We start from the raw sequence: 13,076 nt of genomic DNA on the forward strand, positions 1-13,076 counted from the left end.
CTGCCTGCGGGCGTTGTCGGGGTTCAGTAATCGAAATTGATGGCAGCGTTCACTAGATCCTCACCGACGGTGGGTGCCCAGCCCTCAAAGACCGGTTCGACCGCTTCGCGGAAAGGGGCAAGGTCGGGATGGGTCACGGTCATGCCCAATTCCTCGAGTTGCACCAGGTAACGTTGCTCCAGATCCTGACTAGCCTCACGCTGTACCGACAAAGCAATATGGGCCGCTTCCATGATGATCGCCTGATCTTCTTCGCTGAAAGAATTGAACAGACCCAGGCCCATCATCAGTGGCGCCGGCGAATAGACATGTTGGGTCATGTTCAGGTAGTCCTGAACTTCGTAAAAATTAACGTCATAGATGGTAGCTAGAGGATTTTCCTGACTGTCCATTACACCCTGCTGCAGCGCCGTGTAGACCTCGGTCCAGGCCATAGGGGTCGCGTTGGCACCCAGCGCTTCCCAGGTATCGACTTGGACGCGACTTTCCTGGGTGCGGTGGTTAATACCTTCCAGGTCGCTCGGATGTTCGATCGGTCGCACCGAGTTGGTCTCGTGACGAAAGCCATTTTCCATCCATGCCAGGATCTTCACGTTCATGCCTTCTTCGGCCAGTTGGGCTAGCTGCTCGCCATATTCGCTGTCAAGAAAGGCATAGGCATGTTCGTGGTTCTCAAAGACGTAGGGCAGGTCAAAGAGCAAGAACTCGTCAACGAAGCCTCCCATCGGGCCGGTGGAGGAGATGCCAGCATCTATGATGCCGAAGCCCATGCCCTCGACGACTTCGCGTTCGGCACCCAATGCGTTGTCATAGTGGGGTTCGATGGTCAGCCGGCCGTCTGATAGGCGTTCAAGTTCCTCGCCGAACTTGAGTACACCGACACCCTGCTGGGATTCGGGACCCAGCGGGAGGCTGACATTTATTACCCGCTCTGCCTGGGTTTGCGCAGTTGCTGAGAAGGCCAAGGCGATGGCACCGGCTAGGGCGAAAATAGTGAAAATCTTAGTAGAGGGGCGCTTCATGCTGAACTCCTGGTGATGTTCTAGATCGTGTGCTGGTTTTGTTGTCATTGTTAAGTGGTGCATAGCACTTCGACTTCAGGGCCACATTAACACTGTAGTCGATAATGCATACGTATGCAATAATCTGTCTACTCATACATATTTTACTTTTATTTTGTTTGTTATTGTTTTCAGACAATTGATAAATATACAAAAAAATTTATCTTTAATAGTAACTACGTATTCAAAAATTGGATGTATTTGGCCAGTTGTCACCACTGTTTGACTTCGCGTCAGTAGCGTGTGAGCGTTGACGTTCACTTCTTGCAGAGATGGCTCTCAGTCCACTCTCAGTCCACTCTCAGTCCACTCTCAGTCCACTCTCAGTCCACTCTCTGTGCCGCAAGTATCTAGAGCGTCATTCTCGCCCCCACTGACTCGTTTTCGTCAGCAGGTCGGCTGCTCTGGGGGTAGACCCTTCGTGCAGGCTTTGCCACCCTGCACGTTAGCGACCATTCCAGTGCGTCCAGACTTACATTTCGACGTCTGAACGCAGCGGTCGGTCAGCAAACAGCGTTGACCAGGCAGTGATCGATGCCGTACAGACGACAGTTGGTTAATATCATCTGTAAGATGTCAAAATACTCCTTACTTTCTTCACCAAACTGACTATGCCTAAGTGGGCCTGCTGGCTCCATGAAACTGACTAAAATCGGGTGCCCAGAAACTTTGTCGCACGTTCCAGTTCCATGAAACTGCCTATTCCGGCTCCATCAAACTAACCAATCGCTCTCAAGCGGCTCCGCTGGTCTAGCCACCTCAAACCAACATCGGTGGTATGGAATTCTGTGCGATACATAGAGCGAGGGGTATGAATTCCTGGGCGCAAATGCGTTTTCTATCAGTCCTCGTATTGAGCAATGTATGAACCAGAATTCCCAATGCACGAACCATAATGATGGTCTGGCACCGTAGAAAAACCCTCAAAACCACCTCTGCTGCTGTCATTAGGTATCTACACAGCCAAAAATGGCTCAAGTAACACCGCAAAAACTCACTTTAGATCAGGTGGCACCCTCAAAAAGCACTTTGACTAACTTAATTCACCAGGCACACGCTGCAAATCACGGTAGGTATAGTGGGGCATTCCCAAATTAAAGAGCCCATTCACGCTAGGTACAAGTGTTCCTACTTGGCTGAAGTGCCAATCACGGTGGGGAATAATTTCGTAGCTTTTCATGCCCGATCTTTCCGCTACTGGCGTGGGGAAGACTTTTACCGCTCCTTATGCAGAGAGCTACGATGCCGATTTCAATAATCATGAATTTTCCTGATAGAACTCATAACGCCAACATTTAGCGGCTGCCTTGAAGCGCAGCGCAAAGGCGGTTCGGTGGAGGGCCATCAGGCCCGGAATATACTGGAATGACTTGTATGCTCATGCTCTTCTTCGGAGCTTCTATTCCTTGATCTTCGCACGCCACGTCTCGAACGGAGATGCTTGATAAGTTCTTTTTTCAGAACACCTCTAGCCTGAATAAAAAGACTGCGGTAAATCGTTTCATGAGACACATGCATAGATTTTTTATCCGGAAACTGGCGTTTTAACCAGCCTGCTACCTGTTCCGGCGACCAGTCAATACGCAGCTTTTCGGCAACAGCTAACGGTGATATGCAACCCAGTTGTCCAAATAGCTGCACCTAAGCAGCCTGTTTATTGCGCTCAATTTCCTGCAATTTTCCAGGGTTGAGCGAGACGACTCCGGCGACTTCCCAGTTTCGAGTATCACCAGGCCAGCGCTTGGGATTCAGACTCTTTGCTCGTTCATAAACCGCTTCACGTTTGGCTAACAACTCTGCATCAACACCTTGGTGCCGCTGCGCTGGCGTCACGAAGTTGATGCCGCTGTGCAGGTGCTCTTCGTTATAGGCCTGCTCGAACAACAGCATCCATTTGCGCACCGCCGTTAGTGATGAAAAGCCTTTAGCGGGCCACTTCGGGCAGTACTTCAGCGTTTTGAACAACGACTCGGAGTACGGGTTATCGTTGCTCACTCTGGGTCGGCTGTGAGACATCAACATACCCAGTTCTGCCAGTCGCGCTTTTAGTGTGTAGGACGTCATCGGCGCGCCATTATCTGAGTGCAGCACCGGTGGGTTTTGCCAACATCTCTCGCGCAACAGAGCTCGATCAATGAGCTTTTTGGCGAGCTCGCCGGACTCTGTTTCGTGGATTTCCCACGCCACGATTTTGCGGCTGTAGATGTCCATGATCAAGTACAGATACCAGTGCTGACCGCGTACCTCTGAGGGGCAATAACGGATGTCCCAGCTCCACACCTGGTTCGGGCCTGTGGCGGTAAAGCTAGTGGGCTCAGGGACCTTGCGCGGCGATTTCATACGGCCCCGATGATTCAATTGCTGGTGCTTTTTGAGCACTCGGTAGAACGAGGACTCAGACGCCAGGTACAGCCCTTTATCCGCCAGTCGAGGCACGATCTGAGACGGTGGCAAGCTCTGATACTCCCGTTCATTGCAAGTGTCCAGAATGGCCGCTTCTTCAGCGTGAGTAAGCTGGTGTGGCTGCACAACGCGCTCCGCTTGCGGGCGTTGATCTTCCGCCACAGCGCCATTGGCCTGTCGCCAGCGCTTCAGCGTGCGCTGACTCAGCTCCATCAAATCGGCTGCCTTGTACCGAGCTGCGCCACTGGCGACAGCTTCGTCATAGTCGTTTAAAAGCCTTGTACGTTCGGCCAGCGGTGTTAGCTGTCCTCGCTGTCCGGGTCCTCGCCGTACAAGGCTTCGAGCTTTTTTGACAGCACCAACAACGAGGTCGTTTCTGCCAGAACCCGATCTTTACGGCGAACTTCCGCTTGCAGCTTTTTGATGGTCTTACGGGCATCACGCTGCTGTTTCTGAGCGGCTTTCCCTTGCCCTTCCTGCAACCCGGTACCGTGTAGGCAGGCCTCCTTCCAGCGCTGCACCTGCTCGGGATACAGGCCTTTCTGGCGGCAATACGCACCCAGTTCAGCTTCAGACATAGACGCCGTTTCGATCACGACGGCCAACTTGGCTTCAGGAGACCCATCGTCTCCGGTATTACGATAACCCGGCACAGGCATTCCTTGTTGTCGACACTGTTTTAACCAACTATACAGAGTCACATCCGATAGGCCTTCCTCTGCGGCCACCTGCACCACACTGCGGTTCTGCGGAGGTTACAACTTCTTCAATACGGCCGCTTTACGTTCCTCGGAATAACGTGGCATGACTGCTCTCATACCGCCCAATCTGACATGAATTTAGACGAAATCGCCAACTGGACAACTAGGCTGACAGAGGGGGGTTACGTGTTAATCACCGCTTAAACCCGGATTGATTAATTGCAAATATCTTTTTCTATTACTTTGTGTAAGTATAAATACTATTAAGTACTAGTTGGCCTTATTATTTAATAACAATTTGGGCCTACACAGTACTGTCTAAAATACATTAATTATAATAAAAGGAAACCCGTATGAGATTTCTGACCGCAGCAGTATCGGCACTGGCTCTGAGCATTGGCCCAGGGGCTGTAATGGCCGCCTGCGACGATGGCGAGATCGTCGTAAAGTTCAGCCACGTCACCAACACTGACAGGCATCCGAAGGGTATCGCCGCCTCGTTGTTGCAGAAGCGTGTAAACGAGGAAATGGATGGCAAGATGTGCGTCGAAGTGTTTCCCAACTCCACTCTTTATAATGACGACAAGGTGATCGAGGCGATGCTTCGGGGCGACGTTCAGCTTGCCGCACCGTCACTCTCGAAATTCGAGAGACTGACCAAGCAGTTCCGCCTTTTCGATCTGCCCTTCATCTTCTCAGATATCGAAGCAGTGGATCGATTTCAGGCCTCCGATAATGGGCAGGCCATGCTTGACAGCATGCAGCGCCGCGGTCTTCAGGGCTTGGCCTATTGGCATAACGGCATGAAGCAGATGTCGGCCAGTGTACCCCTACTGGAGCCTTTGGACGCCGAAGGGCTAAAATTCCGCGTTCAATCCTCCGACGTGTTGGTGGCGCAGATGGAGGCGATTGGAGGCAGCCCGCAGAAAATGGCCTTTTCCGAGGTTTACGGCGCGCTTCAGATGGGCGTTGTGGATGGTCAGGAAAACACCTGGTCCAACATTTACGGAAAAAAGTTCTTTGAGGTTCAGGACGGCATCACCGAGACCAATCACGGTGTAATCGACTATCTGCTTGTGACCAGCGTCGACTGGCTTGACAGCCTTGACGCTGATGTACGCGACCAGTTCCTGCAAATCGTGGCGGAAGTGTCCGATGCCCGCAATAGCGAATCCAGCGAGGTCAATCAAAGCGCCAAGCAGGCGATCATCGATGCCGGCGGCGTGGTGCGTCAACTGACACCCGCGCAGCGCGACAACTGGATTGAGAAGATGAAGCCCGTCTGGGAAAAATTCATGGGCGATATCGGACAAGAGAATATCGACGCAGCCGTCAACTCGAACACCAGTTCGTAAATCCGCATGAACAGCACAGCCCCCACTCGGGGGCTGTGCTGTACCGGTATCGTGCAGTCCATATTGGCCTGCCCAATTTTTTAACCACTTTCTTTAACGTGCTGTCTGGCTAACTCATAAATCTACTGAACTTCTGAGAGTCCGGAAACCTTATCTCTGAGGTTTATGGGTCCGTGTTGCCAGCTTTGGCCAGAACCCTCAGTGCCAAGCAGTAGGTTTACGAGTTAGTTAAACGGAACACTACCATCATGGAAACGGTACGATGCAGCACAAGACAGGACTAATCGATCAGTTCGAGGAAACTTTGATCGCCGTGCTTATTGGGCTCATGACGGCCATCACTTTCGCCAATGTTGTAGCACGCTACGCGTTTAACTCGAACATTCTTTGGGCACTTGAACTAACGGTTTTCATGTTTGGCTTTTTGGTCCTTTTGGGGGCTTCTTACACGGTCAAGAAACATGCGCAGCTCGGCGTGGATGTGATTTTGAATCTGGCCTCACCTGCCATACGTCGAGTGCTTGCGCTTATCTCGGTCGCAGCATGCCTCGTCTTTTCGTTGCTCCTGCTAAAGGGCGGTTACGACTATTGGGCTGTTTTTGCTGACTTACCCCCCACATCAGGCCGCTGGTTCCCGACAGGGTTCGATACAAGTTCGCGCAGTCAAAGCTTCTATGAGATGCAGGACGTACCGATGGTGGGCCCCTTCCGCTTCTTGGAAGATCTAATTAACTACGGCGATACATACGAAAAAATGCCCAAGGCCGTGCCCTATATTGTGCTGCCGATCTCCGCGTTTTTACTGGTGCTGCGATTTGCCCAGGCCGCTGTGGCCATTTGGCGGGGCGAGCTCGACCGTCTGATTGCCAGCCATGAAGTTGAGGACGAACTGAATGAAATCCGCGCGGGCCACGTGCATGACAGCCGCGGAGGATCCAATTAATGGATGTCGCCATTCTCTTTTTCGTAATCATTGCCTTGCTGCTTATTGGTGTACCGATTGCGTTCTCTCTCGGACTCAGCTCCACACTCTTCTTGCTGATCTACTCAAATGCTTCCCTGGCTTCCGTCGCAGGCACTCTGCTTGAGGCGTTCGTTGGCCATTACACCTTGCTCGCGATTCCCTTCTTTATCCTCGCTTCCGCTTTCATGACGACGGGCGGCGTTGCGCAGCGTATCATCCGTTTTTCTATTGCCTGCGTGGGGCATCTGCACGGCGGCCTTGCCATCGCTGGGGTCTTAGCCTGCATGATGTTTGCGGCACTTTCGGGATCATCCCCTGCGACGGTGGTAGCCATCGGCACGATAGTGATCGCGGGCATGCGTCAGGTGGGCTATACCAAAGAATTCGCCGCCGGCGTGATATGTAATGCGGGCACCCTGGGCATTCTTATTCCGCCATCCATCGTAATGGTAGTCTATGCGGCCTCGGTCAACGTGTCGGTCGGCCGCATGTTTCTCGCCGGCGTCATTCCCGGCCTTCTCGCGGGTTTCATGCTAATGACGACGATATATATCATTGCCCGCGTGCGCAACATGCCCAAGGGGGAATGGCAAGGCTGGTCTGAGATCTGGGCCTCTGGCCGCGAGGCGGGTTGGGGCCTCTTCCTGATCGTGATCATCTTGGGCGGCATCTATGGCGGCATCTTCACTCCAACAGAGGCGGCGGCGGTTGCGGCGGTCTATTCCTTCCTGATCGCCTGTTTCATCTATCGCGATATCGGGCCGCTTGCAACAACCGGAGAGGGCGCGAATATCAGCCTCCTGCGAAAACCGCAGGCGATCTTGACCGTCTTCGTCCATCCCGATACCAAAAAGACCCTCTTTGATGCAGGCAAACTTACCGTTACGCTGCTTTTCGTGATCGCCAACGCGCTTATTCTCAAGCACGTGTTGACCGAAGAGCAGATACCTCAGCAAATCGCCAATGCAATGCTGAGTGCGGGCTTCGGCCCGGTAATGTTCCTGGTTATGGTCAACATCATATTGCTGATCGGCGGACAATTCATGGAGCCCAGTGGCCTACTGGTTATCGTGGCACCACTGGTCTTTCCGCTCGCCATCGAACTGGGTATCGATCCAATCCATTTGGGCATCATCATGGTGGTCAATATGGAGATCGGGATGATAACGCCCCCGGTGGGGCTAAACCTCTTCGTGACTTCTGGTGTTGCAGGCATGTCGATGATGTCGGTGGTGCGCGCCTCACTGCCCTTCTTGGCCGTCTTGTTGGTGTTCCTGATCATAATCACCTACATCCCGTGGATATCGACCTTCTTGCCCAACACCTTCATGGGGCCTGAAATCATTACCAAATAACGGAGTTCAATATCGCCTCATGGGCAACGATTGGCAGAGTCATACGTTGCCCATGAGGCCTTTTCAGTTTGCGATCAACGGATTGCAATGAGGAGGTTTGATGGAAATTAACGCGCCAACAAAGTTAATAATAAAAAAAGAGCCAGAGCTCTTTCGTCAGATTTTACCGCTGAAAGGTGCCTGCATTGTGGAGTTGGGATGTGGCTCAGCGGCTCTCACCCGTTATATCGCTAACGAGTGCGAACCGGCTTCAATTCTGGCTTGCGAAGTGGACCTTGTTCAGCACACTAAAAACAGCGCACGAACGAACTTACCAAATGTGACCTTTGTTGTTGCCGGGGCCGAGAACATTCCAGCTAGTGATTCCAGTGCTGACATTGTTCTGATGTTTAAGTCTCTACATCATGTGCCAAAAGATCGCTTGGCTGACGCCATGTCAGAGATTTTCAGAGTGCTTCGGCCAGGTGGCTTAGCGTATATCTCTGAGCCAGTTTATGCGGGCGACTTTAATGAAATTTTACGGTTGTTTCACAGCGAAAAAACAATACGGGAGAATGCATTTAAAGCAGTTTTTAGTGCTGTTACCGAGGGCATCTTTGAGTTAGTCAGTCAGCACTTTTTCCACATGCCGAGAGTATTTAACAGCTTCGACGAATTTGAGCAGAGAATGATCAACGTGACGCATACCGACCATCGGCTGACACCTGAATTGCTAGCAGCGGTAGAAGCTAGATACAGCGATTTTGCTGAAGATGGCCGAGTTTGTTTGACGGCTCCCATGCGAGTTGATCTATTGCGCCGACCGGTTGCCTAACCTTGAAATTCGGGGCCCACTTTGAAAGGCCGTATACTCGTTAGTAATTATGGTAGTCCCGAATGGATTGAATAAGTGCTTTGCAGGCTTCCGGCAATGAAGCATATTCCCGCACAATTACAGCGCGTTCTCGCGTTGCCCAAGCATCCTTTAAAAGCACGATGTCCAGTTTCATGTTTTTCTGGTAACGCAAAGCGCTAGACTCCGGCAGGATAGCCATACCAACACCTGCCTCGATCATACGACAGGTCTGTTCAAAACCGTAAACCTGCATCCTCAGCGATAGCTGTTCGCCAAGTTTCGCCACTTCTTTTTTTAGGAATTGAGTTAGGGTGCTGCCATCGTGCAAACCCAAATAGGGAAAGCCAATGGTATCTTTGAAATCAACAGGCTTGCTTCCAGCCAAAGGATGATTAGACCCTACAACCGCAACTAAACGATCTACGCTAAAAGGCAGAATTTCGACGCCTTTGATCTCAATTTTACCGGACGTTACGCCCAAATCGGTGGCCCCGTCGAGCACCCCGCGAAAAATGTCATTTGTAAGTCTTTCTTGCAAATCAATCGTTATGCCAGGCCTTTCCCCCAGGAAACTAGCAAGGACTTCTGGCATGAAATCCGTGACCGCGGTGGTGTTGGCAAAAATTCGAATATGCCCACTTTCGCCATCCCGGTACTCGGAAAAGTCCGCTTTTACATACTCGACCTGCCTCATTATTGAACGCGCGTGTTGGAGCAGCTTTTCCCCAGCAGGCGTCAGCTCTACTCCTTGGCTGGCGCGGTAAAACAAACGACTACCCAGCTGACCTTCCAAGGACTTAATGCGCGTGCTAGCTGCGGCTGTCGAGAGGCTTGCGCGCTTTGCCCCTGCAGTCATGCTGCCGGCTTCAGCAACGTGAATGAAAAGTCGTAAATCAGGTAAGTCAAAATGCATTATGCGTTGCTCGGTTGAGTCGAGAGTTCATTTTTTGCAAGGTAAAGAATAGCACTTTACGGAATTAGCTTTAGGCGAATTTTTCCAGATTGGCTTTAATTCCGAATTCAGGTCAGAATCTCAGCACTCCTGCTCAATTGGCTAAAATACATAGCACTGTTCGGAGCCTATTCGCATTAAATACGCTCTTCAAGTGATCGGGCGTTTTGTAAACGTTACTCCTCGCATCATCGCAGCTAGTCGCTATCCATCGATGGTGAGGCGCCTCCAACCTGGCTCGCGAGCAACTGATAAAGTTTTCTGGCTGCTTCGCTAGGGCTATCGTTTCGTAAGTAGAGGTGGAAATTAATGATAGGCAATGACGGCAGCCCCTGGTGTTTACCTAGCACTCGGAATTCGGGTGTGACCATCTCAATACTGCGGGCTGTAATGCCAAGTCCAGCTCGCACTGCCGCTTTGATTCCTGCCAAATTAGGCGCAATGTAGCTTTCTTTGTAGTCCCACTGCTCGCGAGTGAGTGCTTCAAGAGCGATAGCCCGAAAAATGCTGGGCTCATCAGCCAAAACTAGCGACAGCGGCTCATCGCTAACTAACTGATAGTCACTGGCAGCAATCCACACCACCGGAGAACTCCGAAGCACTAGATTCGGATAGCCATCTGCTTTACGCGTCGAGATGGTCAAATCAAGCTCACCGGCGAATAGCATGTCCATAAGATCTGGGCTGCGGCCAACATGTATAGCCATTGACAAGCGCGGGTTTGCTCGTGCAAAAGATTGCAAAATGCTCGGTAGCACGGTGTCAGCAATATCTGCTGGCGCTCCTATTCGTACCGGGCCAATAAGCTCCTGATCATCCAGTGTTGTCCACAGCTCGTCGTGTAGCGCCAGCAGACGGCGAGCGTACTCTGACAGGCGAACGCCCGCCGCTGTCAGTTTTTTTCGACGGCCACACTTTATAAATAGAGATACTTGCAGCTCATTTTCCAAGCGCCCCATTTGCTGGCTAATAGCAGGCTGTGATTTATGAACTTTCAGTGCAGCCTTGGCGAAGTTCTCTTCGTCACAAATGGCGACGAATGTTCTGAGCAGCGATAGGTCTAGGTGGCGCATATAGTTAAGCTCTGGTTATCTATTACAGCTTAAATCTTATTATAAATAGCATGCTTAAAGGAGTAATTTAGACGGAACTTTAATTAAAAGGGGGTAGCCATGAGTTCTTCAACCTCACATCGCCAGCAGGTCGTTTCGGACGCGCTTAGCCGAGTACGTAAAATATTGGCTTCTCAGGCCGTCACCCGTCAGTCGCTCGACACTATATTGGACGAGGTCAAACAGCTAGCCACACAAAGTTCGCTTTGGAATGAATCCGACTTTCCTCCGCCAGAGCCTGACGAGTATCAAGCTCGATACCTTATCGACCAGGGCGACGACTTGACCGTCGCACTCTACCTGAACGTTATGCGCCCCGAAAAATCCGTCCCCCCCATGACCACACAACCTGGGCCTGTATCGCAGGCGTTGAGGGTGATGAATACAACACACTGTATGAACGATTGGATGATGGTCGTGAGCCGGGAAAAGCCACGTTGAAAACCGGCAAGGAAATTCTTGTCGGCCGAGGGGGCGGTGTTGCTCTGCTGGCCGATGATATTCACTCAGTTGGCGTTGACGGTGATTCTCCTGTTCGTCATCTGCATCTTTATGGGCGCGCGCTGGAAACACTGTCACAACGGACAAGTTTTGATATCGATGCAGAAACCTGCAAAACCATGGATATTGGGGTCGGAAGCCGAGTTGCAGAGGGTGACGGTGCCTAGTATCACGCCTCAGGAACTTAAGCGATTACTGGCCAGCGACGGCCAAGAGGTCGCTTTTCTCGACATTCGTGAGTTTGGTGAATACGGCACAGGCCATCCATTCCAATCGGTGAACGTGCCTTTTAGCCTTCTTGAGGCTCAAATCGGTGAGCTGGTACCAAGGCTAAGCACATTGTTGGTCGTGATGGACAGCGGTGATGAAGGCCGAGCTCGCCGATCTGGCCAATGCCTGGCAGAACTCGGCTATAGCAATATAGCCTGGCTGGAAGGCGGTGCTGCGGGATGGCGGGATGGCGGGATGGCGGGATGGCGGTTATAACCTCTTCGCTGGGGTTAATGTGGTTAGCAAGGCCTTCGGCGAGCTTGTACATAAACAGTTAGAGCCTGCAGAAATAGGCGCTATTCAATTAGCCGAATGGCAGCGCCAAGACCGGCCTGTTTATATTATTGATGGTCGTCCTGTTGCCGAATATAACAAGATGAACATTCATGCGAGTATGTGTTGCCCCAACGGCGAACTCGCTAAGCGGATTTCCACTATCCTCGATGGTGACACTGAAACTCCAGTGGTCATAAATTGCGCGGGTCGCACTCGTAGTATCATTGGTGCCCAGACTCTTCGTTGGCTGGGTATCAGAAATCCGGTCTGCGCCCTAGAAAATGGCACCCAAGGATGGCGTTTAGCCGGGCTATCTCTCGAGCATGGAAGTAAACGCTACTACCCCCGTGAAGCCAAGACTGATGCGGCGCTTGGCTCTGCAGCCCGCCAATTGGCGGAATCGCATCAGGTGGCGGCGATTAACGAGCCAACGTTGAATAACTGGCTAGCGGACGAGCAGCGCACTACTTATGTTTTTGACATTCGCACTGAGGAAGAGTACCGCGAGAACGGACACGCAGCTGCAGTCCACGCACCAGGCGGACAGTTGATCCAGGCCTTTGACCACTGGGTAGGCGTGCAGAGTGCTCGCGTAGTGCTGATCGATGATGATGAGTGCCGCGCTCCAATGATTGCCAGCTGGTTGGCGCTGATGGGAGTAGACGTTGCCTGGCTGCGAGGTGGAAGGGATTCATGGCGAAGCCTACGCGACTTTAAGAAGCAATCTGAATCTAATTTACGACTGGAAAGCCCGCGAAAAGTGCAGCTAGAGGAAGCTTTGGACCCAGCAATGCTTTGTCTCGATGCGCGCCCCAGCATGCAGTATCGAGAAGGTCACTTACCCGGTTATCGCTGGGTAAACCGATCGCTACTCAATGAGCAGATCACCAGTACTGATTATCAACAGTCCATCGTAATAATTGCCGATATGGAGCGTGCAATCTGCCTCACCATCGAGCTCAAAGCGCAAGGTTTTAAAAACATAGGTTGGTTGGCCTCGACACTTGTAGACTGGCAAAGTAAAGGCGTTACCCTAGAACGCACTCCTAAAAAGCCAAATAATACCAGCTGCATCGATTACCTGTTTTTTGTGCATGACCGACACGATGGCAACCTGGAAGCTTCCCGCCGTTATCTAGCCTGGGAAACCGGTTTGTTAGCCCAACTTGACGATCAGGAACGCCGTATCTTCAGAAGCTAAACATGTTTGAGAAGATACTTAATGAAACGAAAAGCTAATCTGATAGATATTGCCTGCCATTAAGGAATTTCGACCATCTATTTTTTAAAG

At 51.5% G+C, this 13,076-nt stretch carries 11 protein-coding genes and 2 pseudogenes; 8 read left to right on the top strand and 5 right to left on the bottom strand.

Going from position 1 to position 13,076, the window contains the following annotated elements:
- Positions 1–23: 23 nt before the first annotated feature.
- The 3 genes and pseudogenes from MELB17_RS08750 to MELB17_RS23685 all read right to left on the bottom strand — a co-directional run bounded on the left by MELB17_RS08750 (position 24) and on the right by MELB17_RS23685 (position 4,201).
- Entirely contained in the window at positions 24–1,022 is a 999-nt protein-coding gene (locus MELB17_RS08750) for a DctP family TRAP transporter solute-binding subunit (protein WP_007349831.1), read from the bottom strand.
- Between the two features lie 1,434 nt (positions 1,023–2,456).
- Positions 2,457–2,660: pseudogene (locus MELB17_RS23680) on the bottom strand (IS30 family transposase); the annotation flags it as partial.
- A gap of 42 nt (positions 2,661–2,702) precedes the next feature.
- Positions 2,703–4,201 (bottom strand): annotated as a pseudogene (locus tag MELB17_RS23685) (IS3 family transposase).
- Between the two features lie 317 nt (positions 4,202–4,518).
- Between MELB17_RS23685 and MELB17_RS08765 the strand changes: the two are divergent.
- The 4 genes from MELB17_RS08765 to MELB17_RS08780 all read left to right on the top strand — a co-directional run bounded on the left by MELB17_RS08765 (position 4,519) and on the right by MELB17_RS08780 (position 8,653).
- Positions 4,519–5,520, top strand: a complete 1,002-nt coding sequence (locus MELB17_RS08765) for a DctP family TRAP transporter solute-binding subunit (RefSeq protein ID WP_007349834.1) — start codon at positions 4,519–4,521, stop codon at positions 5,518–5,520.
- A gap of 262 nt (positions 5,521–5,782) precedes the next feature.
- Positions 5,783–6,463, top strand: a complete 681-nt coding sequence (locus MELB17_RS08770) for a TRAP transporter small permease (RefSeq protein WP_007349835.1) — start codon at positions 5,783–5,785, stop codon at positions 6,461–6,463.
- Positions 6,463–7,839, top strand: a complete 1,377-nt coding sequence (locus MELB17_RS08775; protein WP_007349836.1) for a TRAP transporter large permease — start codon at positions 6,463–6,465, stop codon at positions 7,837–7,839. Before MELB17_RS08770 ends, MELB17_RS08775 begins: the two co-directional genes overlap by 1 nt.
- A 100-nt stretch (positions 7,840–7,939) precedes the next feature.
- A complete protein-coding gene (locus MELB17_RS08780; RefSeq protein WP_007349837.1) occupies positions 7,940–8,653 on the top strand; it encodes a class I SAM-dependent methyltransferase in 714 nt (237 codons plus the stop codon).
- Between the two features lie 40 nt (positions 8,654–8,693).
- Here MELB17_RS08780 and MELB17_RS08785 read toward each other — a convergent pair whose 3' ends face one another.
- Positions 8,694–9,587, bottom strand: a complete 894-nt coding sequence (locus MELB17_RS08785) for a LysR family transcriptional regulator (RefSeq protein WP_007349838.1) — start codon at positions 9,585–9,587, stop codon at positions 8,694–8,696.
- Between the two features lie 236 nt (positions 9,588–9,823).
- Positions 9,824–10,699 (bottom strand): LysR substrate-binding domain-containing protein, encoded by an 876-nt coding sequence (locus MELB17_RS08790; RefSeq protein WP_007349839.1) that lies wholly within the window; start codon positions 10,697–10,699, stop codon positions 9,824–9,826.
- Positions 10,700–10,798: 99 nt separating this feature from the next.
- Here MELB17_RS08790 and MELB17_RS25020 point away from each other — a divergent pair, with 99 nt between their 5' ends.
- From MELB17_RS25020 to MELB17_RS08800, 4 genes are read left to right on the top strand one after another with little or no spacing between them, the layout of a single operon-like run.
- Positions 10,799–11,179, top strand: coding sequence for a hypothetical protein (locus tag MELB17_RS25020; protein ID WP_007349840.1), 381 nt, complete (start codon positions 10,799–10,801; stop codon positions 11,177–11,179).
- Complete coding sequence (locus tag MELB17_RS25025; protein WP_007349841.1) at positions 11,176–11,406, top strand: hypothetical protein; 231 nt, start codon at positions 11,176–11,178, stop codon at positions 11,404–11,406. Before MELB17_RS25020 ends, MELB17_RS25025 begins: the two co-directional genes overlap by 4 nt.
- Entirely contained in the window at positions 11,399–11,725 is a 327-nt protein-coding gene (locus MELB17_RS23205) for a rhodanese-like domain-containing protein (RefSeq protein ID WP_007349842.1), read from the top strand. The genes MELB17_RS25025 and MELB17_RS23205 overlap by 8 nt, the downstream gene beginning before the upstream one ends.
- A complete protein-coding gene (locus MELB17_RS08800) occupies positions 11,697–12,986 on the top strand; it encodes a rhodanese-like domain-containing protein (RefSeq protein ID WP_007349843.1) in 1,290 nt (429 codons plus the stop codon). Before MELB17_RS23205 ends, MELB17_RS08800 begins: the two co-directional genes overlap by 29 nt.
- Positions 12,987–13,076 lie beyond the last annotated feature (90 nt).

This window comes from Marinobacter sp. ELB17, from assembly GCF_000169375.1.
Lineage (GTDB): Bacteria > Pseudomonadota > Gammaproteobacteria > Pseudomonadales > Oleiphilaceae > Marinobacter.

Coding starts and splice junctions, on each gene's coding strand:
- MELB17_RS08800 (WP_007349843.1), top strand. CDS start 11,697: ATGGCGGGATGGCGGGATGGCGGTTATAACCTCTTCGCTGGGGTTAAT.
- MELB17_RS08790 (WP_007349839.1), bottom strand. CDS start 10,699: ATGCGCCACCTAGACCTATCGCTGCTCAGAACATTCGTCGCCATTTGT.
- MELB17_RS08770 (WP_007349835.1), top strand. CDS start 5,783: ATGCAGCACAAGACAGGACTAATCGATCAGTTCGAGGAAACTTTGATC.
- MELB17_RS25020 (WP_007349840.1), top strand. CDS start 10,799: ATGAGTTCTTCAACCTCACATCGCCAGCAGGTCGTTTCGGACGCGCTT.
- MELB17_RS08765 (WP_007349834.1), top strand. CDS start 4,519: ATGAGATTTCTGACCGCAGCAGTATCGGCACTGGCTCTGAGCATTGGC.
- MELB17_RS08780 (WP_007349837.1), top strand. CDS start 7,940: ATGGAAATTAACGCGCCAACAAAGTTAATAATAAAAAAAGAGCCAGAG.
- MELB17_RS08775 (WP_007349836.1), top strand. CDS start 6,463: ATGGATGTCGCCATTCTCTTTTTCGTAATCATTGCCTTGCTGCTTATT.
- MELB17_RS08750 (WP_007349831.1), bottom strand. CDS start 1,022: ATGAAGCGCCCCTCTACTAAGATTTTCACTATTTTCGCCCTAGCCGGT.
- MELB17_RS08785 (WP_007349838.1), bottom strand. CDS start 9,587: ATGCATTTTGACTTACCTGATTTACGACTTTTCATTCACGTTGCTGAA.